Genomic DNA, 20,797 nt, shown 5'->3' with positions numbered 1-20,797 from the left:
CGCCAACTCTGAAGCAGCAACGCTACGCAGACGCGCCAGACGGCGTGATTTTCTTCTTTGGATGGCAGGCGCCGCGACGTGGACGACCGTCTCGTATGGGCAGAAGCCCTCCATGCCGGTCATCGGATATCTTTGCCCGGAGTCACCCGAGCTCTTTGGCAGTCGACTTGAGGCTTTCCGACAGGGACTGGAGGAAGCCGGCTTCGTCGAGGGGCGCAATGTGGCGATCGACTTTCAGTGGGCCGCCGGACAATATTCTCGATTGCCAGCCCTGGCTGCCGAATTGGTCGCCAGAAATGTAGACCTGATCGTGGCTCCTGGCGGGGCTCCCGTGGCACTTGCCGCGAAGGGTACGGGTACGACCAAGACCATCGTGTTCGAGATGGGCGGCGACCCCGTTCAGCTACGCGTGGTGGACAGCCTGTCGCGGCCGGGCGGAAATATCACGGGGGTATCGAGCCTGAGCGTCGATGTGTCGCCAAAGCGGCTTGAGCTGATGCGCGACCTGTTGCCCACGGCGACCAGATTGGCGGTGGTCGCCAACCCGACAAGTCCGACCGCACCCTCACAATTGCAGAAGCTTCAGGCGGCCGCAGAAACCCTGCGGGTTCAACTGCAGATCTATAGCGCAAGCAAGGAGGATGAATTTGAATCCGTGTTCGCGGCCGTTGCCAGGGACGGGCCAGGCGGAGTTGTGTTTACCTCCGACCCCTATTTTGCATTTCGCAGTGCCCGGCTGGCGGCTCTCGCGATGAAATATCAATTGCCCGCAATCACGCAGACCCGAGACTTTCCCGTGGCTGGAGGTTTGATGAGCTATGGGGGAGATTTCATGCAGTCGCACCGTCGCGCGGGTATCTATGCCGGACGCATTCTGTCGGGCGAGAAGCCTTCCGATCTTCCGGTTCAGCTCGTCACGAAGGTGGAGCTCGTTGTCAATTTGAAGGCAGCGAAACTGCTCGGCCATCCGTTCTCCGCAGCAGTCATTGCCGGCGCGGATGAGGTGATCGAGTAAACCATCATGGGAACGCGCCCAGATCGGCTTACACGAACCTGACAGGGGGCGCGGGCGAGCCTGCCACGCGCTTTTTCGCTGGCCGAGGCGGCCGGAATGGTGGAAGAGAGCCAAGATGCGGCGCGAGCCGTGATTGCACCGGAACATCCGGCGGGACTGCGATGCGCCTTCTGATCGTCGAGGACAATGTCGAGCTGTCGCGGCTCGTTGCCGCCGGGCTGTCGGCCGCCGGCTACCAGAGCGACATCGTGAGCACCGCGGCCGAGGCGCGCGAGGCGGTCAGCAGCGTCAGCTACGCTGCGATGATCCTCGACCTCGGCTTGCCCGACGGCGACGGCCTGTCGGTGCTGCGCGAGCTTCGGCGGCAGATGGAGCCGCTGCCGGTGCTGGTGCTGACCGCGCGCGGCGGCCTGCAGGACCGCGTCAGCGGCCTGCGCAGCGGCGCCGACGACTATCTCGCAAAGCCGTTCGCCATGGAGGAGCTGGTGGCGCGGCTGGAGGCGATCCTGCGCCGGCCCGGCCAGCTGCTCGGCCGCTCGTTGCGCCTCGCGAACCTCGTCTACGACACCGAAAGCCGCCAGATCTTCGTCGACGACCAGCCGCGGATCATATCCGCGCGCGAGACCTCGGTGCTGGAAATCCTGCTGCGCCGGCAGGGGCGGGTGGTGCCGAAGAAGAACGTCGAGGACCACATCTTCGGGCTCGAAGGCGAGGTCGCCTCCAACGCGGTCGAGGTCTACGTCTCGCGGCTGCGCAAGCAGCTCACCGAGCACGGCGCCAAGATCGTGATCCACACCATCCGCGGCGTCGGCTATCTCATGTCCGAGGAGAAATAGCGTGGCGGCCGCCGGGGCCTATGGCAGATCGCCGACATTCAAATCGTTGATCTGGCGCATCGTGTTCATGCACATCGTGGCGGTCGCGGTCGTCGCGATCTTCCTGCCGCTGGTGCTGTTCTGGCTGCTCAATTCCGAAGTCGACCAGCTGCACCGCGAAGCCATGCGGGCGCAGGCCGAGGTGCTGGCCGAGCGCATTGTCGCGGCGCCGGACGGCCTGCTGACGTTCAACCTGCCGGACAGCCTGCGGGGCCTCTATTCGGAAGCCTACGGCCGCTATCTCTACGATATCCGCGATGCCGACGGCCGTTTGCTGTTTTCGTCCCGCCGCAAAACGGGAGCGGCAGCGTCGGCGCCGCCGACACTTTCCGAGACGATTTCCGGCGCCGGCGTCACCCGCATCATCGACGGCAAGATCGTGCGCATCCGCGTCGCCGAGGATCTGGCGCATCGCGACGTCATCATCGACGACATCATCTCGAACTTCTTCCGCCGGGTCGGGTGGATCACCATTCCAATCCTGCTGATCCTGCTCGCCGCCGACATCATCATCTTCCGCCGCGCCATCGCGCCATTGTGGAAGGCCTCGGAGGAGGCCAGCAATATCGGGCCGGCGCGCACCGACATCCGCCTGCCGACGGAGCAGATCCCGCGCGAGATCATGCCGCTGGTCACCGCCGTCAACCAGGCGCTCGACCGGCTCGAGGACGGTTTTCGGGTGCAGCGGCAGTTCACGGCGGATGCCGCGCATCAATTGCGCACGCCGCTCACGATCCTGCGCACGCGGATCGAGACGCTGGGCGATGGCGCCGCAAGGCAGGCGCTGCATGACGACATCGAGGGCATGAGCCGCATCGTCGCCCAGCTGCTGGAGATCGCCGAGCTCGATACCCTGGTGCTCGATCCCGGCGAGACCGCGGACCTGCGCGCCGTCTGCGCCGAGGTGGTCGGCTCCATCGCGCCGTTCGCGATCGCGCAGCACAAGGACATCGCGCTGAAGGGCGCCGACGCGCCGGTGCTGATCCACGGCAATGCGGAGATGCTCCAGCGCGCGATCTTCAACCTCGCCGAAAATGCCATCAAGTTCACGGCGAAGGATACCGCCGTCGATGTCGAGGTGCGCGAGGACGGTTCGGTGCGCGTGCGCGATTGCGGCCCCGGCATCGCGGAGACCGAGCGCGAGCTGATCTTCCAGCGCTTCTGGCGCGCCGACCGCCAGCGCAGCGACGGCGCGGGCCTCGGGCTCTCGATCGTGCGCGGGGTCGCGGACGATCATGCCGCGACGGTGGCGGTGGAAAATCTTCCTGGCGGCGGCGCGGAGTTCACGCTGCGGTTTCGGCTGGCGGAGGGAGCCGCGCACCCGGTTGGCCAAAGCTGACCACGGGAAGACGCCGCTATTTCAGCTTGCCCGTGGACAGGTCCATGATCATGCGCGTGGCCAGATAGAGCCGCGGCACGATGCTGTTGATCTGCACATATTCGGCATCGTTGGAGTGCGCGCCGAAGCCTGACAGGCCCATGCCTTCCACCACGGCGCCGCTGGTCTTGAGCGCGGCAAACGCGGCGTCGGTGCCGCCGCCGGTCGCCTTCTCGTCGACCTTGAGGGACAGTCCGATCTCCCCATAGATCGTCTTGCCGCAGGCCGCGACGCGCCGCGAGGCGTCGTTGGCCTCCAGCGGCGGGCGGCGCACCTCGAATTTCAGCTCGACCCTGGAGTCGGGCAGCAGGCGATTCTTGATCTTCTCCTGCAGCGCCTTCTGCAACTCGTCGAAATCGGCGACCTTGAGCGCACGCGCATCGGCCTGGGCCGAGGCGTCGGCCGGGATCACGTTGCGGTTGGTGCCGGCCTTCGAGACCGTCCAGTTCAGCTTCAGGCCCTGCTCGGGCTTGGACAGGTCCTTCATCTGCAGCACCTGGTGCGAGAGCTCGTACAGCGCGTTGACGCCGCCCTCGGGCCGAGCGCCCGCGTGCGAGGACTTGCCGTGCACCGTTAGATAGGCCGAGCCGATGCCGCTGGTGGCAAGGCGCAGCGTGCCGTCGGTGCCGCCGCCCTCGAACGAGAACACCACGTCCTGATCCGCGGCGAATTTGGTGATGGTGCTGCGCCAGCCGGGCGAGGAGATCTCCTCGTCGCCATTGGTGAGCACCGTGAGCGTGCCGTAATCCCTAAAGTTGAGTTTCTGGAGCATCGCCACGGTATGGAGAATGAGCGCGACGCCCTGCTTGTCGTCGGCAATGCCGAGGCCGTAGGCCTTGTCGCCGTCGACGCGGAACGGCTGGTCCTTCAGCATGCCCTTCAGGTACACCGTGTCCATGTGGGCGATCAGCATGATCTTCTTGCTGCCGGTGCCCTTGAACACGGCGTGCACGGCCGGGCCGATCGTCTCGGGCGTGTCGTCGAGGCGATAGACGTCGGTGGGGTGCAAAATCTCCACCGTGCCGCCGAGCTGCTTGAGCTGGCCGGCAACGCGCTCGGCGATCTGGTTCAGGCCGTCGATGTCCTTGCTGCCGGATTCGATGCTGACGAGATCGCGCAGCGTGTCGAGCAGCGGCTGCTGCTCCTTTTGCGCCAGCGCATGGACATCGGTCATCGGTTCCGCATGCGCAATCGTTGCGGCACATGCCAGCCAGAGCGATGCGATCAAGGGAGCGAGCGACGGAGCAGGGAGCGATCGGGACATGCGCGGCGGTCCATCAGTTGGAGGATGGCCCGGTATGCCCGTGTTTGCGTTGCTTGTCACGCGCGCGGGCGCGCGCGTCATGAACCGCCGAGGCGGAACATGACGGCGATGGTTATGGCCGCTACTTCTGCGGCGGTCCGAGATCCAGCGGCGGCAGGTCGATCTGCGGCACTTCGATCTTGACCTTGTCGAGGTCGACGTTGAGCGGCTTGTCGAGCAGGCCCGTCACCGTGATCGGGAAGATGATCACGAGCAGCACCATGATCAGCTGCAGGCCGATCCAGGGGATTGCGCCCCAATAGATGTCGGAGCTCTTCACTTCCTTCGGCGCCACGCCGCGCAGATAGAACAGCGCGAAGCCGAACGGGGGATGCAGGAACGAGGTCTGCATGTTCACGCACAGCATCACGCCGAACCAGATCAGCGCCGCGTCCGGTCCCACCACCGGCGCAAGGACCTTCTGCGCGATCGGCGCGATCATCGGCAGGATGATGAAGGCGATCTCGAAGAAGTCGAGGAAGAACGCCAGGAAGAAGATGAAGAGGTTGATGAAGATCAGGAAGCCCCACACGCCGCCGGGCAGCGAGGTCAGCAGATGCTCGAGCCAGACGCCGCCGGAGACGCCGAGGAACACCACCGAGAAGCAGGTCGAGCCGATCAGGATGAAGGTGACCATGCAGGTGAGGCGCATGGTGGACTCGTAGCCCTGCTTGATGAGGTCGCGCAGCTCGGGGATGCGTGCCGCCTGGATGCAGATCCAGGCCACGGCGAGATAGGTGACGGCGAACGAGAGCCTGAAGACCAGGTTCTCGGTGAACAGCATCGCGACGATGGTGCCGACGCCGGCGGCGATCACGCCGCCGATCAGGATCATGCGGTCCTTCGAGGTGAAGTCCTTGTGATGGATCGCGGCGAGCACGATGGCGCCGACCGCGCCCATCGCGCCGGCTTCCGTCGGGGTCGCAAGACCCATCATCATGGTGCCGAGCACGACGAAGATCAGCACGGCCGAGGGGATGATGCCCATCAGGCACTTCTTCCACAGCGCCCAGCCGGTCAGCGTGCGCGCTTCCTTCGGCACCGGCGGCACGTGGCTCGGCTTGATCAGGCCGAGGATGAAGGTGTAGCCGGCGAACAGCATGATCTGGAACACCGACGGGCCCCAGGCGCCGAGATACATGTCGCCGACCGACTTGCCGAGCTGGTCGGCGAGCACGATCAGCACCAGCGAGGGCGGCACCAGCTGCGTGATCGTGCCGGAGGCCGCGAGCACGCCGGTGATATAGCGCATGTTGTAGCCGTAGCGGATCATCACCGGCATCGAGATCAGCGCCATGGCGATGACCTGCGCCGCCACCGTGCCGGTGATGGCGCCGAGGATGAAACCGACGATGATGACGGAATAGCCGAGGCCGCCGCGGACCGGGCCGAACAGCTGGCCCATCGAGTCCAGCATATCTTCGGCCAGTCCACATCTCTCTAATATGGCGCCCATGAAGGTGAAGAACGGGATCGCGAGCAGCAGCTCGTTGGAAAGCACGCTGCCGAACACGCGGCCGGGAATCGCCTGGAGGAAGTTGAGGTCGAAGAATCCGAGATGGATGGCGAGGAAGCCGAAGGAGAGGCCGACCGCCGCGAGCGTGAACGCGACGGGGAAGCCGATCAGCATCGCCAGAACCAGGCCGCCGAACATCAGCGGCGGCATCATTTCCAGCGTAATCATTGGGTCGGCCTCTCGTACTTGGCGTCGATCGTCACATAGCCCTGGAGAGCCGCGATACGCTTGATGACTTCCGAAACACCCTGGAGCGCCAGCAACACGAAGCCGGCGGGGATCACGAACTTGATGGGCCAGCGGATCAGGCCGCCTGCATTGCCCGACATCTCGCCGACGTTATAGGCCTGCATGAAGAACGGCCAGGACAGATAGGCGAGCAGGAGGCAGGATGGGATCAGGAAGCAGAGCGTGCCGATCATGTCGAGCCAGAGCTGGCCGCGTTCTGAGAGCGTGAGGTAGAAGATCTCGACGCGGACATGCTCGTTGCGCTTGAAGGTGTAGGACGCGCCGAACATCACCAGGATGGCGAACATGTACCATTGCAGCTCCAGCCAGCCGTTCGAGGAGTTGCTGAAGGCATAGCGGATCATGGCATTGGCCGCGCTGACCAGGCACGCCAGCAGCACCAGGATGTTACAGACGTACCCAATCTTTTCATTGAGGGCGTCGATGGCGTTGCTCACCGCCAGCAATGGACGCATCTTACTTTCTCTCCGTCGCCGTCGCGGCCCAACACTTTACGGGAGGCTTCAGCACGCATCGCCTAGCCAGCGTGCGAAAAGCACGCGACCGCACGGACAATATTCCGGAGCGATTGCGGCGTCAGTCCTCCCCTCGTGCCTTGCCGTCTTGACCGCGACCGCCAAAGGGGCGCGGCCGGCTTATTGCTGCCGGGCAAGCAAAGGCGGCTGCACCAAACCAGCGGGCTTGTGCGCCGTCAATCGGAAAATGGGCAAATTGACGCCGAGTCAAAAGCTTATGGCGGGGAAGGCGCGAATCCCTCAGCCGCCCGTGACGCTCATGTGCCTGGAGACGCTGGGGCGGTCGTGGCGGCGGTCGATGATGAAATCGTGGCCCTTGGGCTTCAGCCCGATGGCGCGGTCGATCGCATCCGCAAGCAGCATGTCGTCGTCAGATGCACGCAGGGGTTTGCGCAAATCTGAAGCATCCTCGTGGCCGAGGCAGGTGTGCAGCGTGCCCGTGCAGGTGATGCGCACCCGGTTGCAGGATTCGCAGAAATTATGGGTCATCGGCGTGATGAAGCCGAGCTTGCCGCCGGTCTCGGCAATGCTGACATAGCGCGCCGGCCCGCCGGTGCTCTCGGCCAGATCGGTCAACGTGAACTGCTGGGCGAGCCGCGCGCGCACCAGCGACAGCGGCAGGTACTGGTCGATACGACCCGAGCCGATCTCGCCCATCGGCATGACCTCGATCAGCGTCAGGCCCATGCCCTTGCCGTGGGCCCAGCGCATCAGGTCGGGAAGCTCGTCCTCGTTGAGGTTCTTCAGCGCCACCGCGTTGATCTTCACGCCAAGCCCCGCAGCGCGCGCGGCTTCGATGCCCTCCAGCACCTTGTCGATCTCGCCCCAGCGGGTGATCTCGCGAAACTTCTTGGGATCGAGCGTGTCTAGCGAGACGTTGATGCGGCGGACGCCGCAATCGGCGAGCTCCCGGGCGTGTTTCGCAAGCTGGGTGCCGTTGGTGGTCAGGGTCAGCTCGCTCAGGGCACCGCTCGAAAGGTGGCGGGACAGCGAGCGCACCAGCGTCATCACGTTACGGCGGACCAGCGGCTCGCCGCCGGTGAGCCGCAGCTTCTTCACGCCCTTGGCGATGAAGGCCGTGCAGAGCCGGTCGAGCTCCTCCAGCGTCAGCAGGTCCGCCTTGGGCAGGAACGTCATGTCCTCCGACATGCAATAGAAGCAGCGCAGATCGCAGCGGTCGGTGACGGATACGCGCAAATACGAGATGGTCCGCCCGAACGGATCGGTCATCGCGCTCGACAGCGCGTCGCGGGGGCTCGCTGCTGCGAGAGGGCTCGCGGAAGGTCCGTTCATACCAGATGCCTTGCCAAATGCCTTGTCACTTACGGCGACGGGCGCACCTTTGCTTCAGTGGTGCTCTGGAAGCAATCTAAGCATCGGACGCGGTTAGGACAATCGGGTGGTATACGTAATCAGCGCCTGGATCAGCGCTTTCCTGCGTTCGGATCGGGAAACGGCGAGGCCGCCACCGCAGCAGGTGCAGCATCCGCAGGGGCCGCAGCGGGTGCGGCATCCGCAGGCGCCGCGGCGGCTGCGGCCGGCTTCGGCTTCTTCGGCCGGTGCGGCTTCTTCACAGGCTTGGGCGGCACTGCCGGCTGGAGTTCCGCGAACACCGGATTCGGGTCGGTGGTGACCGAGGCGGGCGTGGTGAAATCCCCGGGATTCTTGATCACGTTCACCGGCACGCTGGCCGGCTGATATTTCGGCAGCGCGAAAGCGACGGTGAACGGCGCGTCGGGGGCGGGAACCGAGACGGAGCAGGGGGTCTTGCAACCCGCACCCAGCGAGGTCGTGGCGTCGGCCCCTGGAGGATTGGATTCGAGCCGGACCTGGACGGTCGGCGGCGCCGATTTGAACATGTCCCAAGACATCGAGGAGCAGCCACCAAGGCTCGCTCCCGCTAGCGCAATCGCGATGACACGACGCATGACCACCCACTTCTAACTGCGACGAACCGCCACATCCCCGGGCGAACCTACGAGCGTCGTTCCAAGCAAGCAACCGGCGCGCTGCGCATAGTTAATAGATGGTTAACGCAGGGTTCCGTAGAATATGCCAGTTATCTCAGAGGCTTGTGGTTCCTAGGCAGTCATCAGGCTGTGGGCCGCGGCCGGCAGGTCGCGCATGTGATGGATCAGTCGGTCCGGCTTCAGCTCCGCGATCGGCACGTCCGTATAGCCGAAGCTGACCCCGATCACGGGCACCCCGGCGCGCCGGGCCACGCCGACGTCGGTTCCGGCATCGCCGACCATGATGCTGGCTTTGACCGCCCCGCCGGCGCGCGCCACGGTCTCGCGGAAAATGGTCGGATCGGGCTTCTGGACGCCAAAGGTGTCCGCGCCGCAGATCGCGGCAAAGCGGCGGGTGAGGTCGAGCTGGTCCAAAAGCCGCTTCGACAGCCATTCCAGCTTGTTGGTGCAGACCGCCAGCCGGTGGCCCTGGGCCGCAAACTGGTCGAGTGCGGCCTCGAGCCCCTCGAACGGACGGGATTCGACCGCGATATGGTCGGCATAATAGGCGATGAAATCCGCCGTCATCCGGTCCATGTCAGCCGGCGTGACGGTGCGGCCTTCGGCCTCCAGCCCCCGTTCGATCAGCTTGCGGGCGCCCGCGCCGATCATGTTGCGGGCCGAGGCCATCGGCACGGGCGGCAGCCCTTCGCGGTCGAGCACGAAATTCAGCGCGGTGATCAGGTCGGGCGCCGTATCCACAAGCGTGCCGTCGAGATCGAAGACGAGGGTGTAAGGGGAGGTCATGGTCCAGCGCTATCGGGCTGGCCGGATCGGCGCAAGGGCCGAAGCCATAAGTTCACCTTATAAGATCGGCCCGGAGGCCTGTTCCGGCGGGAAAAACGAGGCTACATAGGCCGCCGCAGGCAACCTATCGGCGGCACACTCTAAAATTCAGGGGCGGGCGCATCGTGAGCATGGACCAGTTGAAGCGGCAGGCTGCGGCGCGCGCCCTCGAGGAGGTGCGTGACGGCATGCAGCTCGGGCTCGGCACCGGCTCGACCGCCAAACATTTCGTCGAGCTGCTCGGCGAGCGCGTGCAGGCCGGGCTCAAGGTGATCGGCGTACCGACCTCGGAGGCGACGCGCCTCGATGCCGAGCGCTGCGGTGTGAAGCTGACGACGCTGGACGAGATCGATCATCTCGACCTCACCGTCGACGGCGCCGACGAGATCGATCCCGACTTCAACCTGATCAAGGGCGGCGGCGGCGCGCTGCTGCGCGAGAAGATCGTGGCGGCCGCCTCGGATCGCATGATCGTGATTGCCGACGACAGCAAATGGGTGCCGACGCTCGGCCGCTTTCCGCTGCCGATCGAGGTCATCCCGTTCGGGCTCGGCGCGACGCGCCGCGCGATCGAGAAGGCATTTGCCGAATGCGGCGTTTCCGGGCAAATGGCGGTCCGCAAAGCCAAAGGCGGCGACAAGGATGGCCACGTTTTCGTCACCGATGGCGGCCACTGGATTCTCGATGCTCAGCTCGGACGCATCGTGGATCCGCCTGGCCTCGCCAAGGCGTTGAGCTCGATCCCCGGCGTGGTCGAGCATGGCTTGTTTATCGGCTTGGCCAGCTCGGCCGTTTTGGCGGGCGGCGAGGGAATTCGCGTGATTGAACGGCGTAAGCCGAAAGGAGACTAGGAATGAAGAGCGTATTGAGATTCTTGCCCGCCGCGACGCTTGCTGCTGGACTGGCCGTCTCGGCGGTTCCGGCGATAGCGCAGCAGGCCGCGCCGGCCCAGAAGGCTGCTCCCGCGCCGGCCCCGCCGAAAGCCTCGCCTGCGGCGATCGCGGCGGCCAAGGAGATCCTGCAGATCAAGAACGCCACCGCGATGTATCAGGGCGCCGTGCCTGGCATGGTCGAGAAGACCAAGATCACGCTAATCCAGCAGAATCTCAACTACCAGAAGGAGCTCAGCGAGGTCGCGCCGATCGTGGCCCAGCAGCTCAACGGCCGCCAGAACGAGATCGGCGAAGGCATGGCGCAGATCTATGCCAGCGAGTTCACCGAGCAGGAACTGAAGGACCTCGTCACCTTCTACAAGTCGCCGCTGGGCAAGAAGCTGATCGACGCCGAGCCGCGCGCCATCGGCCTCAGCATGGCCTTCATGAACTCCTGGGCCCAGAACTTCTCCGAGACCGTGATGGGTGCCTTCCGTGCCGAGATGCGCAAGCGTGGCAAGGAAATCTGACAGTACCTATCTGATCAGAAACCCCTGAAGCGCGTTATCGCGCTTTAGGCTGTTATTTGCGCATGATCCTATCGGAGAACCGCTGCACACTTCTCCGGATCATGCGCTGAAAGAAGAGGTCGGAGTGGACAATGGCTGAATTCGACGTCGACCTCTTTGTCATCGGTGGCGGCTCGGGCGGCGTGCGTGCCGCCCGCATCGCGGCCGGTCACGGTGCGCGCGTGATGATCGCGGAAGAGTACCGCATGGGCGGGACCTGCGTGATCCGCGGCTGCGTGCCGAAGAAGCTGTTCGTGATCGGATCGCATGTCCGTCACGAGCTGGAAGATGCCGCCGGTTTCGGCTGGACCGTTCCGCCCGCGACCTTCGACTGGCCGACGCTGATCGCCAACAAGGACAAGGAGATCGCGCGGCTGGAAGCGGCCTACACGACGAATGTCGAGAAGTCGGGCGCGCAGGTCGTCAAGAGTCGCGCGGTGATCGAGGACAAGCACACCGTCCGCCTGCTCGAGAACGACCGGAAGATCACCGCAAAATACATCCTGATCGCCACCGGCGGCGCGCCCAACCATGGCGCCTCGATCCCTGGCATCGAGCACGTGATTTCCTCCAACGAGGCGTTTCACCTCAAGAAGCTGCCGAGGCGGATCGTGATCCAGGGCGGCGGCTACATCGCGCTGGAATTCGCCGGCATCTTCGCCGGCTACGGCTCCGACGTCACCGTGATCTATCGCGGCGACAACATCCTGCGCGGTTTCGACGAGGACGTTCGCGCCCACGTCCGGAGCGAGATGGAGAAGCAGGGCATCACCATTCTCACCGGCTGCACGGTGGCGAAGGTCGATCGGCACGGCGAGGAATTCACCACGCATCTGTCGAACGGCTCGAGCCTTGCCTCTGACCAGGTGATGTTCGCGATCGGCCGCCATCCGTCGGTCGCCAATCTCGGCCTGGAGAAGGCCGGCGTCGCCATCAACCCCGAGAATGGCGGCATCGCGGTGGACCATTTCTCGAAGAGCTCGGTCGACAGCATCTATGCCATCGGCGACGTCACCCACCGGCACAATCTGACGCCGGTTGCGATTCGCGAGGGGCATGCGTTTGCCGACACCGTGTTCGGCAAGCGCGAGGTGCAGGTCGATCATTCCTACATCCCGACCGCGGTGTTCTCGCAGCCGGAGGTCGGCACGGTCGGTCTGACGGAGACCGAGGCGCGTGCGCAATTCAGCCACGTCGACATCTACAAGACGACGTTCCGGCCGATCAAGGCGACCATGTCCGGTCGCGACACCCGCGTGCTGATGAAGCTCGTCGTCGATGGTTCGACCGACCGCGTGCTCGGCTGCCACATCGTCGGCGATTGCGCCGCCGAGGTCACCCAAGTGGTCGCGATCGCGGTGAAGATGAAGGCGACCAAGGCCGACTTCGACGCGACGATCGCGCTGCATCCGACCGCGGCCGAAGAGCTCGTCACAATGCGCACGCCGACGGCGCGGCATGTGCGTCAGGCGGCGGAGTAGGAGCGGCCTTCAGCGCGACCTCAAAGCACTGAGATCACGTCACGTCATCTCCGATATCTTGCCCTTGCCCTGGCAGGACTCGCATTTGACCGGATAGATCTTGCGGCCCGGGTGCGCTGGCTCCTTGGACTTGGGAAAGCCGGTTCCGTTGCACAGCGGGCAGGTATGTTCTTTGATCTTCGGGCGCATGCTAGATCCTTTCCGGCTGTGGTGGCGCAGCGGCCCGTGCAGGGGCCGCCTTGCCTTGTGGTCAATGGTTCAAGGCCGGCTAGCCTCCGGCGGGCTCATCCTCGGCGAAGGTCTGCTCGATGGCGGCGGGCATCTTCGCAACCGACATCAACGAACGTGCGACCTGATTGAGCAACTGGTCCGCGTTCTCTTCCTCCGCCAGATTCTTGGAAAGCAGCGCGACGACGGCGGTGTGACGCAACTGCTGCGCCAGGTTGCGGGCGGTCGCGTAGCCGGCAATCTCGTAGTGCTCGACACGCTGTGCCGCACCGATCAACGCGAGATCCGCAGCGGCATCGTCCTTCCTGGCGCCCTCCTTGATCACTTCGTCGCCTTCCTCGACAAGCCCCTGCATGCCCTTGCAAGCCTTGGCGCGCGGCTTCTTCCCAAGAAGTTCGAAGCACTCGTCGAGACGCTCGATCTGCGCTTCGGTTTCGGCCAGGTGAACGGTGAACAGCTCGGAGAGCTGGTCGTAGCGGGCAGCCTCGATCATCTGAGGCAATGCCTTGGTCAACTGCTTCTCCGCGTGCAGGAGATCCCGCAGCTGATCGATCAGCAGGTCGTCAAGGCCAACGGACGGTTCCGATGGCGAGCTTTCGGCAACGATGGAAGGCGCTGCGCCGGGATCGCCGCTCTGGAGTGCCGGTGATTCCATGAACACCCAGTCCTCGCCTTCATTCCAGGGACCTCTTGTGTCGATTTCTCCATTGTCGCCGGACCCTGTCGAATCGTTGAAGAACTGGTCCACGAGACCGGGCGTCGGAGCGATGCGGCCGATGCTGAACGTGGGCTTGTTCATGCTTTCCAGCGCGCGTGAGAACGCCTTCATGTGGGTGATTTCCCGTGTCATCAGGAATTGCAAGGCGTCCTTGGTGCCGGCGTCATCACAGAAATTGATCAGGCGCTCATAGACGATCTTGGCCCGAGCTTCTGCGGCGATGTTGCTGCGCAGATCGACGTCGAGTTCTCCGGTGATCTTGAGATAGTCCGCCGTCCAGGCACTGCCTTGCGAGTTGAACAGATTGACACCGCCGCCTCCGGCAATCGCGATCAAGGGATCGGCTTCCGCCGCTTCGCGATCGAACTTCATGGGTTTCAAGTGCAGCCGCGCGAGCGATCCGACGACCTCAAGGTGGCTCAACTCCTCGGTTCCAATATCCATGAGGAGATCCTTACGGTCGGGATCCTCGCAGTTGAGACCCTGAATGGAATACTGCATGGCGGCCGCAAGCTCGCCGTTGGCGCCACCGAATTGCTCCAGCAGCATATTGCCGAACCGGGGATCGGGCTCGTCGACCCGGACTGTGAACATGAGCTTTTTGACGTGATGATACATGGAAAGACCTTTGACTACAGGAGATACCGGGGCCAACTGAGCGCTGTGTTGGACGTTCCTAATTCGGATCGTGCCGCGACCAGATGCTTCTCGGGAGAATCAGGTGGCTCAATGCAGCGTTTCCGCCGCGGCTTCGTCGACAGCGGCCATCAGGTCAGCCGTATCCGATTGCTGGATCATGTGACCCGCATTCGGGACGCGACGCATCTTGCTGTGCTTGATCTCGTCATGCAGCCTGCCGGACTGTTCGTCGATGTCGATGAGGCGGTCGTCCTCGCCGGCCAGGATGGTGACCGGCATGGCCAATTCGCCGTAAGTCTTCGCCGACAGCATCGCAGAAGGGACCATCAACGCCGCTTCCGCGGCACCCGCACGAAGCTGCGACGGACGCACCGCCAGTGATTTGGGGAAGCCGTCGAATTTTTCCGGGACGGATTTGGGCCCGAACAGCTGCCGCAGCATCGTCGGCCACATCAGGCGGCTGAGGATCGGCGAGATCGTGTGACTGAGGATGTCGCCAAACCCTGGTATCGCCGGCCCGGCCATCGCCATCATCGCGTCGGTGCGGGCCGTCGGGAAATAATAGCCCGACGCCAGTATCAAGGCTTCGACCAATGAGGGGTGCCTGCTTGCCAGGGCGATCGCAACCGATGCGCCCCAGGAATGTCCGAGCACGATCGCCTTGTCGACGCCAAGGTGCGCAAGCGCGTCTTTGAAAAGGTCGGCTTGGGCGGCCGGCGTCCACACCACGTTGCGCGGCCTCAGACTGTGCCCGAAGCCGGGACGGTCGAACACGATGACCCGATAGTCCTTGGCTGCAAGATCGATCAGGCCACTCGACTCGAAATCCTGGATCATGCTGCCATTGCCATGGAGCAGAACCAGCGGGCGTCCGGACCCGCGCTCGACATAGTGCAGCCGAACACCGTCGATGTCGATGAACCGCCCTTGGGGCGGATTATCACGCTGCGCCTTGTCGGCAAGGCGCCGATTGACGAACGCGGCCGCTGCGAGCAGGCCGGCCGTCGCGGCAATCGTGGAGGCCAAGGGATGTTCTGCGAGAGCATGAAGGGCCGTGGCCGCCAAAGATGGCGAACGTTTTTTCAGTATGCGCATGTGACACTTTCGCTGACTGCGGCCAGCTGTTGGAGAGTGGGGAAGGGACGCTTCCGCATTGACGCCCTTGGTCGCATCACGACCGCGATGGCGCCGGATTCTTGCTGGAGGAGATTTCCGTGCGTCGCGGGTGCGATTCGGAGACCGGATCAGCACCATCGAGCAGGGATCGATTTCGCCTTCTTGGGACCCGGAACAGTGCTGGTCCGGACCTCCCGGCATGCGCATTCACGGATCATGTCGTGCAGACGCAACAGGAGGGACGGAGAGATGTTCCTAATCCAATCGATGCAGCCAGCAGTCGGAAAATGCCGTAGATCGGAGGTAAAGGCGTGGTTCCTCGGGGCCGCGCACTGGTGAATGTCATTTGCGACACCATATCCAGGATATCACCCGCACAGACATGACAGGCGCCGGTGACAGAGAGACGCTGCCGCGCTCCCGCCACAACCGGAGGCGCGCATTGAACGTTATCTCCTATCCCCTGCATCTCTGCCGCAAGTTCGATCGCCGCTGGAGCGCGAAAGCGGTTCAGGACGAGACACAGCAATCCCCGTCACAACGGCCCAACGGCTGTACCGCCTGCGGGCGAATAGTGGCGGCTCCCTTGCATGCGACCTACTTGCCCACCGGGAACTTCGTCAATCAGTGGCGGTGCCCTGTGTGCAAGAACTCCTGGCAGACCTCTGCCGATGCCACGAGCAGCACTGATATCCAATTGAGCCAGTCCGAGCATCTTCGGCAGAATGCCGGGCACTGCCTGACGCTGGAAGACACCGCTGCCAACGACGCGGCGCGCAAGCAGTTCAGGAGCATGGGCGATGCCTGGCTCGCTCTCGCGGAGACGCAGGAGTGGCTCGATGGTGCGACGCCGCCGGTCTCGCGACCGCAGCCGCAAAGCGCTGATTTGATTCTGATGCCAACGCAGGGGCGTTCGTCATGAATGAGAAGCGCAACCGCGTGCGTCAGGCGGATTCACTTGCCGAGCGTCTCGCAGCCGATGCACTGAGGCTGCGTGAAGAGGCCTCGCACCTTGAACCCGGCCCAGAGCGGGATGCGCTGCTGAGCAAGGCACACCGGAACAAGATGGCTGCCGATATCAACTCCTGTCTGACCGCTCCGGGACGCCGCTTGCCTGGATAGCCAGCGCAGATCTCGAGCCCGAGCTTTCACCGTTTGCCAATAGTAACGAACCACCAAGGGTCCGATTGAGATCCATGGACGATTTGGCGTGGGCAGCACTGCCGGGTCTGACGCAGGAAAACGGTCGACCTTTCCCCGGAATGCAAGGACCAGATGACATGGATCGAGACAAGAGCGGCCGCATCGTTGAGACTGCGCTCGAAGCGCGCCAAGGCGAGCTCGGTCCCAGCGTGTTGATGCTGCTGGGTGTGAGTGTGGGACTTGCAGTCATCCTCATGGTGATGACGTGGATGATATTCTTCAGAACCTGAGCGTGAAGGAGATGTCACGGCGCGAGACGTAGGAACTAAAGCTCTGATGGGGGCTTGGATCACTCCTTAGACACTGGAGACCATCATGAAGCGCCCATCGTTTATCGTTTGCATTTCTTTATTCGCGGCGGCCACCGCCTTCGCAGCTGCTCCGGCCTCGGCACAAAATCCACCGGCGCAGTCCGGACCGAACAACAGCGCGGTCAACAGCGCGGGGCAAAACAACTCCGACGCTCCTGTCGCAGGTCGCAAAAGTTTCACCGAAGGACAAGCCAAGTCGAAGATCGAGGATGCCGGCTACGCCAACGTCACCGAACTGAAGAAGGACGACAACGGTGTTTGGCGCGGCCATGCCAGCAAGGGTGGATCTGCCACCGCGGTCAGCGTCGACTTTCAAGGCAACGTCAATTCGGCCAAGTAAGCCAATAAGCAAGTAAGAAGGACACACAATGACCGTTACAATTTCTCGTCTTTACGACAGCTACAGCACTGGGCAGCAGGCGGTTCAGCGTCTCGAAGCTGCCGGCGTGCCGCATTCGGACATCAGCATCGTCGCCAATAATTCGGACAGCTGGTTCAACACCGACAAGAAGGTGGACCGTGACCGCGATGGCGTCGACGATCGCGCCGAAGGTGCCGGCAAGGGCGCCGGCATCGGTGCGGGCGTGGGTGGCACTGCCGGCCTTCTCGCCGGTCTCGGCCTCCTCGCAATCCCCGGCCTCGGACCCGTCGTTGCGGCCGGTTGGCTCGCCGCAACCGCGGTCGGCGCGGCCGCCGGAGCCGCAACCGGCGGTGTCGTCGGAGCGATGACTGAGGCCGGCATTTCGCGGGAAGATGCGGACTCCTACGCCGAGGGCGTGCGTCGGGGAGGCACGCTGGTGTCGGCGCGGGTCGCAGATGCCGATCGATCCCGCCTTGACGCAGTCCTGAACGAGTCGTCGGTCAATTTGCGTGACCGCAGCGCCGCCTGGCAGAAGACCGGATGGAAGTCGTTCGATCCCGCCAGCAAGCCCTACGGTGCGGACGAAGTTCGCAAGGAGCGGCAGCTCTACGGTGGATCAGTGCGTTAAGGATCATTGCGCCAATGAGATCGCGACGGCCCGCTTCGGCGGGCCGTCTTTTCGTGCGGCTACGCGTACAGATATCCAACCGGCTTGCCCTCGGTGCGCAGGGGGCGGATGTCCTTCTGCGTGATGATCTGGCCGGCGAGGCCGTCGATCTCGTCGCGCTGGGTCGGCGTCCAGCTGCAAAGGTCGTTCATGCCCTTTAGAAGACCGAGGCGGAGCACTTGCGTGTTCTCGCCGAGGCCGACGAGGCTGATCGAGCTCTTGCCCGCCGTCACCACATCGCCAGCCGCAAGCTCGATCGCCTCACCGGCCTTGTTCTTGAATTCGGCCGTGCCGCGAATGACGCGGTAGATTGCGACCTCGCCTTTGGCGAAGCAGCTGGCGTCTGCTGCCGTCGATGTGGTCTTCGGCAGGAGTGAATGTCCACGCGGGTCGGTTGCGATGATGTGGCCGGTGACGAGATGGCCGCTCGGCACTTCGATCCCGATATCGCGCACGTACACGGGCATGGCCGATTTGATCGGACTGCCGGTGAGCGGCTTGAACAACGCATCCAGCGCGAGGGGATCCTGAAGCCAGAAGCCCGCGTCGGCCGGCCGGTTGTGCAGCGGGTGGCTCCAGGCCACGCGCGGCGTCTCGGCCTCGTTGATCTGGTCCGGACCGACGATCGTCGGGTTCGGAAAGGTCGTCGGATCGGTCACGAAGGCTTCGAGGAATTTGCCGGAATAGCCCATCGAGATCGGGTCGGGCACCACGGTCTGCGGCGTCTTCAGGTTTTCTTCGGTCGACAGTCCCGACCAGGTGTAGAACAGCTGGCGGTGGACGATCGCGCTTTGCAACATCACCGCGCCGGGGCCGACATTGTAGAAGCGCCCGTCGTAGTCGAAGGTGAAAGCGCCCGAGGTGACCAGCACGAGCTGAAAGCCGCCCGGTGGAAGATGAAGATGGAAATCGGTGGGGCCGGTGTCCGGGCGGTAGATCGGGAGGTTCGTCACGACTTCGTGCAGGAGGAAGGTTTCGTTGTTGGCGTGGAAGCCTTCGTTCGCACGGTTGTACAGGGCTTGCGGCCGGTACGTCGCTTCGAACCTGGCGTTCCTGTCGCGATCGATTGCCACGAAATCCTGAGCGTTGAGGCGTAGTGGTGCGCCGTTCGGATGGGTGAGGCCGGTAAATTTGAGATCGCCGGCGGCATGCACGTTCATGGCACTCTCCGATCTTTACCGCTCATCCGGTCTCCGGGCGCACGCATCTTGCTGCGCCAATTCGTGGGAGCAGGGAATCAGGCCTGACGCTGCCTTGCGAATTCTGGGCCAGTCGAGATGCAGCGCGATACGCGGGCCCGGTGGCCCCGCGCGGCGCGATGAAAAATCGAGATTGCGCCTGAGGTTAGACGGCGCGTTAGGCTAGCTTGCCTGGGCCTCATCGCGGAGCCCGCAACCCCGGCGAGGGGGCGCGGTTTGTCTAATTTGTCGGCAAGCCCCGGCGCAGGCGTGCAGCCGCGCAGGTCGCGTCGATCAGCAAAGGCCGGCGGCTGGCCATGTGAAACCGCTCATTCGAACGGCTGACGGGTGATCCGCTCGGGCTTGCCGATCGGGCTGTCCGCCCACTTCGCCATGTCCACCGTTCGCGCGTCGATGCCTTCGCACCAGAGGCAGCTGAGCTCCGCGCGGCCCTTGGCCGAAAGCAGCGGTACAAGTCCGTGGCCGCAGCCAGCGCAAGACGTGACGCGATTCACGCGTTCCTCCACGATCACCGAATTCAGGAGCGACATTGTCGTTCGCCAAGCTTGCGCGGGCGCTATGACGGCGCACGAACGCTTCCGATCGGAGCGCTCGCGCCCGAGATCGTCGAGGCTGCGATCCAGCGCGAGACCGCCCCGATGTCCTCTGCATTCTCGCGATAGGCGCGAAGCTGGAATTCCGCCGAGCTGCCGCGCTCCACGATGGTCCGGCAGTGCTCGACCTCGGCGGCGCAGTTCAGCGCGGCTGCGTCCCCGGCGACGTCGTCGATGATCCGGGCGAGCTGCTCCGAGATGGTGACCGGCCCGTCCTTCGAGGCAAAGATGCAATCGGTGCCGTAGCGCTGCGCCCGCCATTTGTTCTCGACCGCAATCGCGCGTTCGACCACCGTGACCTCCTTCGATCGATGCGGCCGCAGATAAAGATGGCGCGTCAGGCAGCGATAGAGCGAGGCGATGGCAACGGCGTCGTCGATGAAAGTGCAGGTGTCGGGCGCGCGAAGCTCGAGGGTCGGATGCCTCATGGACGGCCGCATCGCCCACCAGATATGGCTCTCGTCGGGAATCACGCCGGAGCGTTGCAGCGCGCCGACATATTCGTCGTAGTCGTGCCTGGTTTCGAACAGTTCGGGCAAGCCGGTGCGCGGCAGCTCGGAATAGGCGGCAAGCCGGTAGCCCTTCAGCCCGGTCTTGTGGGAATTCCAGAACGGGGAGGAGGCCGACAGCGCGATGAACAGCGGCAGATGCGGCAGCATCGCCCGCATCACCGCCATCCGCTTCTCGGGATCGGGCAGCTGGACGTGCACATGCATGCCGCACATCATGTTGCGGTGGCCGATGCTGCGCAGATCCTCGATCATCTCCTCGTAGCGCGGCTTCGGGCTCGGCTGCGACATGCGCCAGACCGCGGTCGGATGCGTGCCGCAGGCCATGATGACGAAGCCGTATTGCGCAGCGACGTTGGCGACCTCGCGGCGGAGGAACCGCAGCTCTTCCCGGGCGTCATTGACATCGACGTGAACGTTGGTAGCGATCTCGAGCTGGGATTGCAGCATCTCCCGCATCGCCTGGCCGCCGGTGGACCAGTTCACCGACTCGAACAGGGCGTTGGGCGTTTCGATCGCGACCTCGAGGCTGCGGCGATCGGCGAGGAAGTACTCCTCCTCGATGCCGAAGGAATATTCAGCCGCCTTGCCGCGTCCGCCGGCAGAGCGGATGACGAGGTGCTGCTTGTCATCGGAGGAATCGAGGCGCAGCAGTTTCAAAACATCCGAAGCAAATGTCATAGGG

23 protein-coding genes are annotated in these 20,797 nt (G+C 63.9%); 11 read left to right on the top strand and 12 right to left on the bottom strand.

What is annotated here, in order from left to right; all coding sequences use genetic code 11:
* Positions 1–61: 61 nt before the first annotated feature.
* The 3 genes from HAP41_RS30000 (at position 62) to HAP41_RS29990 (ending at position 3,229) form a co-directional block, all read left to right on the top strand.
* Positions 62–1,015, top strand: coding sequence for an ABC transporter substrate-binding protein (locus HAP41_RS30000; RefSeq protein ID WP_071915177.1), 954 nt, complete (start codon positions 62–64; stop codon positions 1,013–1,015).
* 161 nt (positions 1,016–1,176) lie between these two features.
* Positions 1,177–1,851: a response regulator transcription factor gene (locus tag HAP41_RS29995; RefSeq protein WP_166094109.1), complete on the top strand. Its 675-nt coding sequence runs from the start codon at positions 1,177–1,179 to the stop codon at positions 1,849–1,851.
* 67 nt (positions 1,852–1,918) lie between these two features.
* The gene (locus HAP41_RS29990) at positions 1,919–3,229 is read left to right on the top strand and encodes a sensor histidine kinase (protein WP_414643296.1); all 1,311 of its coding nucleotides are present in this window, start codon (positions 1,919–1,921) and stop codon (positions 3,227–3,229) included.
* Between the two features lie 16 nt (positions 3,230–3,245).
* Here HAP41_RS29990 and HAP41_RS29985 read toward each other — a convergent pair whose 3' ends face one another.
* The 6 genes from HAP41_RS29985 to HAP41_RS29960 all read right to left on the bottom strand — a co-directional run bounded on the left by HAP41_RS29985 (position 3,246) and on the right by HAP41_RS29960 (position 9,607).
* Positions 3,246–4,532, bottom strand: coding sequence for a M20/M25/M40 family metallo-hydrolase (locus HAP41_RS29985; RefSeq protein ID WP_166094118.1), 1,287 nt, complete (start codon positions 4,530–4,532; stop codon positions 3,246–3,248).
* 121 nt (positions 4,533–4,653) lie between these two features.
* The gene (locus HAP41_RS29980; protein ID WP_063984025.1) at positions 4,654–6,255 is read right to left on the bottom strand and encodes a TRAP transporter large permease; all 1,602 of its coding nucleotides are present in this window, start codon (positions 6,253–6,255) and stop codon (positions 4,654–4,656) included.
* Positions 6,252–6,791 carry a TRAP transporter small permease subunit gene (locus HAP41_RS29975; RefSeq protein WP_014496195.1) on the bottom strand — a complete coding sequence of 180 codons (540 nt, stop codon included), beginning with the start codon at positions 6,789–6,791 and terminating at the stop codon, positions 6,252–6,254. The genes HAP41_RS29980 and HAP41_RS29975 overlap by 4 nt, the downstream gene beginning before the upstream one ends.
* 300 nt (positions 6,792–7,091) lie before the next feature.
* On the bottom strand, positions 7,092–8,144 hold the full coding sequence (gene moaA, locus HAP41_RS29970; RefSeq protein WP_071915174.1) for a GTP 3',8-cyclase MoaA: 1,053 nt from the start codon (positions 8,142–8,144) through the stop codon (positions 7,092–7,094).
* 131 nt (positions 8,145–8,275) lie between these two features.
* On the bottom strand, positions 8,276–8,779 hold the full coding sequence (locus tag HAP41_RS29965) for a hypothetical protein (RefSeq protein WP_135214417.1): 504 nt from the start codon (positions 8,777–8,779) through the stop codon (positions 8,276–8,278).
* Positions 8,780–8,932: 153 nt separating this feature from the next.
* Positions 8,933–9,607, bottom strand: coding sequence for an HAD family hydrolase (locus HAP41_RS29960; protein WP_014496192.1), 675 nt, complete (start codon positions 9,605–9,607; stop codon positions 8,933–8,935).
* 164 nt (positions 9,608–9,771) lie between these two features.
* Here HAP41_RS29960 and rpiA point away from each other — a divergent pair, with 164 nt between their 5' ends.
* From rpiA to gor, 3 genes are all read left to right on the top strand, one after another.
* The gene (gene rpiA, locus HAP41_RS29955; protein WP_176400469.1) at positions 9,772–10,497 is read left to right on the top strand and encodes a ribose-5-phosphate isomerase RpiA; all 726 of its coding nucleotides are present in this window, start codon (positions 9,772–9,774) and stop codon (positions 10,495–10,497) included.
* 2 nt (positions 10,498–10,499) lie between these two features.
* Positions 10,500–11,048, top strand: coding sequence for a DUF2059 domain-containing protein (locus HAP41_RS29950; RefSeq protein ID WP_071915171.1), 549 nt, complete (start codon positions 10,500–10,502; stop codon positions 11,046–11,048).
* Between the two features lie 131 nt (positions 11,049–11,179).
* The gene (gor, locus tag HAP41_RS29945) at positions 11,180–12,568 is read left to right on the top strand and encodes a glutathione-disulfide reductase (RefSeq protein ID WP_085404866.1); all 1,389 of its coding nucleotides are present in this window, start codon (positions 11,180–11,182) and stop codon (positions 12,566–12,568) included.
* A gap of 39 nt (positions 12,569–12,607) precedes the next feature.
* Here gor and HAP41_RS29940 read toward each other — a convergent pair whose 3' ends face one another.
* From HAP41_RS29940 to HAP41_RS29930, 3 genes are all read right to left on the bottom strand, one after another.
* Complete coding sequence (locus HAP41_RS29940) at positions 12,608–12,757, bottom strand: hypothetical protein (protein WP_155255931.1); 150 nt, start codon at positions 12,755–12,757, stop codon at positions 12,608–12,610.
* A gap of 79 nt (positions 12,758–12,836) precedes the next feature.
* Positions 12,837–14,132, bottom strand: a complete 1,296-nt coding sequence (locus HAP41_RS29935) for a DUF892 family protein (RefSeq protein ID WP_063984019.1) — start codon at positions 14,130–14,132, stop codon at positions 12,837–12,839.
* Between the two features lie 108 nt (positions 14,133–14,240).
* Entirely contained in the window at positions 14,241–15,248 is a 1,008-nt protein-coding gene (locus tag HAP41_RS29930) for an alpha/beta fold hydrolase (protein WP_063984018.1), read from the bottom strand.
* Positions 15,249–15,711: 463 nt separating this feature from the next.
* Between HAP41_RS29930 and HAP41_RS29925 the strand changes: the two genes are divergently transcribed.
* From HAP41_RS29925 to HAP41_RS29905, 5 genes are all read left to right on the top strand, one after another.
* Positions 15,712–16,191 carry a hypothetical protein gene (locus tag HAP41_RS29925; RefSeq protein ID WP_166049556.1) on the top strand — a complete coding sequence of 160 codons (480 nt, stop codon included), beginning with the start codon at positions 15,712–15,714 and terminating at the stop codon, positions 16,189–16,191.
* Positions 16,188–16,391 carry a hypothetical protein gene (locus HAP41_RS29920; protein WP_063984017.1) on the top strand — a complete coding sequence of 68 codons (204 nt, stop codon included), beginning with the start codon at positions 16,188–16,190 and terminating at the stop codon, positions 16,389–16,391. Before HAP41_RS29925 ends, HAP41_RS29920 begins: the two co-directional genes overlap by 4 nt.
* 74 nt (positions 16,392–16,465) lie before the next feature.
* Positions 16,466–16,702, top strand: a complete 237-nt coding sequence (locus HAP41_RS29915; protein ID WP_166049614.1) for a hypothetical protein — start codon at positions 16,466–16,468, stop codon at positions 16,700–16,702.
* Between the two features lie 85 nt (positions 16,703–16,787).
* Positions 16,788–17,123 (top strand): hypothetical protein, encoded by a 336-nt coding sequence (locus HAP41_RS29910; protein WP_166094141.1) that lies wholly within the window; start codon positions 16,788–16,790, stop codon positions 17,121–17,123.
* A gap of 28 nt (positions 17,124–17,151) precedes the next feature.
* Positions 17,152–17,772 carry a hypothetical protein gene (locus HAP41_RS29905; RefSeq protein WP_166094146.1) on the top strand — a complete coding sequence of 207 codons (621 nt, stop codon included), beginning with the start codon at positions 17,152–17,154 and terminating at the stop codon, positions 17,770–17,772.
* Positions 17,773–17,831: 59 nt separating this feature from the next.
* On the opposite strand, the gene HAP41_RS29900 is transcribed toward HAP41_RS29905, so the two are convergent.
* From HAP41_RS29900 to HAP41_RS29890, 3 genes are all read right to left on the bottom strand, one after another.
* Complete coding sequence (locus HAP41_RS29900) at positions 17,832–18,971, bottom strand: hypothetical protein (protein WP_166094149.1); 1,140 nt, start codon at positions 18,969–18,971, stop codon at positions 17,832–17,834.
* Positions 18,972–19,318: 347 nt separating this feature from the next.
* Positions 19,319–19,540 carry a hypothetical protein gene (locus HAP41_RS29895; protein WP_175618061.1) on the bottom strand — a complete coding sequence of 74 codons (222 nt, stop codon included), beginning with the start codon at positions 19,538–19,540 and terminating at the stop codon, positions 19,319–19,321.
* Between the two features lie 26 nt (positions 19,541–19,566).
* On the bottom strand, positions 19,567–20,793 hold the full coding sequence (locus tag HAP41_RS29890; RefSeq protein ID WP_166094156.1) for a carboxylate-amine ligase: 1,227 nt from the start codon (positions 20,791–20,793) through the stop codon (positions 19,567–19,569).
* Positions 20,794–20,797: the final 4 nt, after the last annotated feature.

It is taken from the genome of Bradyrhizobium barranii subsp. apii (assembly GCF_011516635.5).
In the GTDB taxonomy this organism is placed as follows: Bacteria; Pseudomonadota; Alphaproteobacteria; order Rhizobiales; family Xanthobacteraceae; genus Bradyrhizobium; species Bradyrhizobium barranii.
The sequence above is the reverse complement of the archived record's forward strand: the minus strand, read 5'-3'. Positions and strand labels throughout refer to the sequence as shown.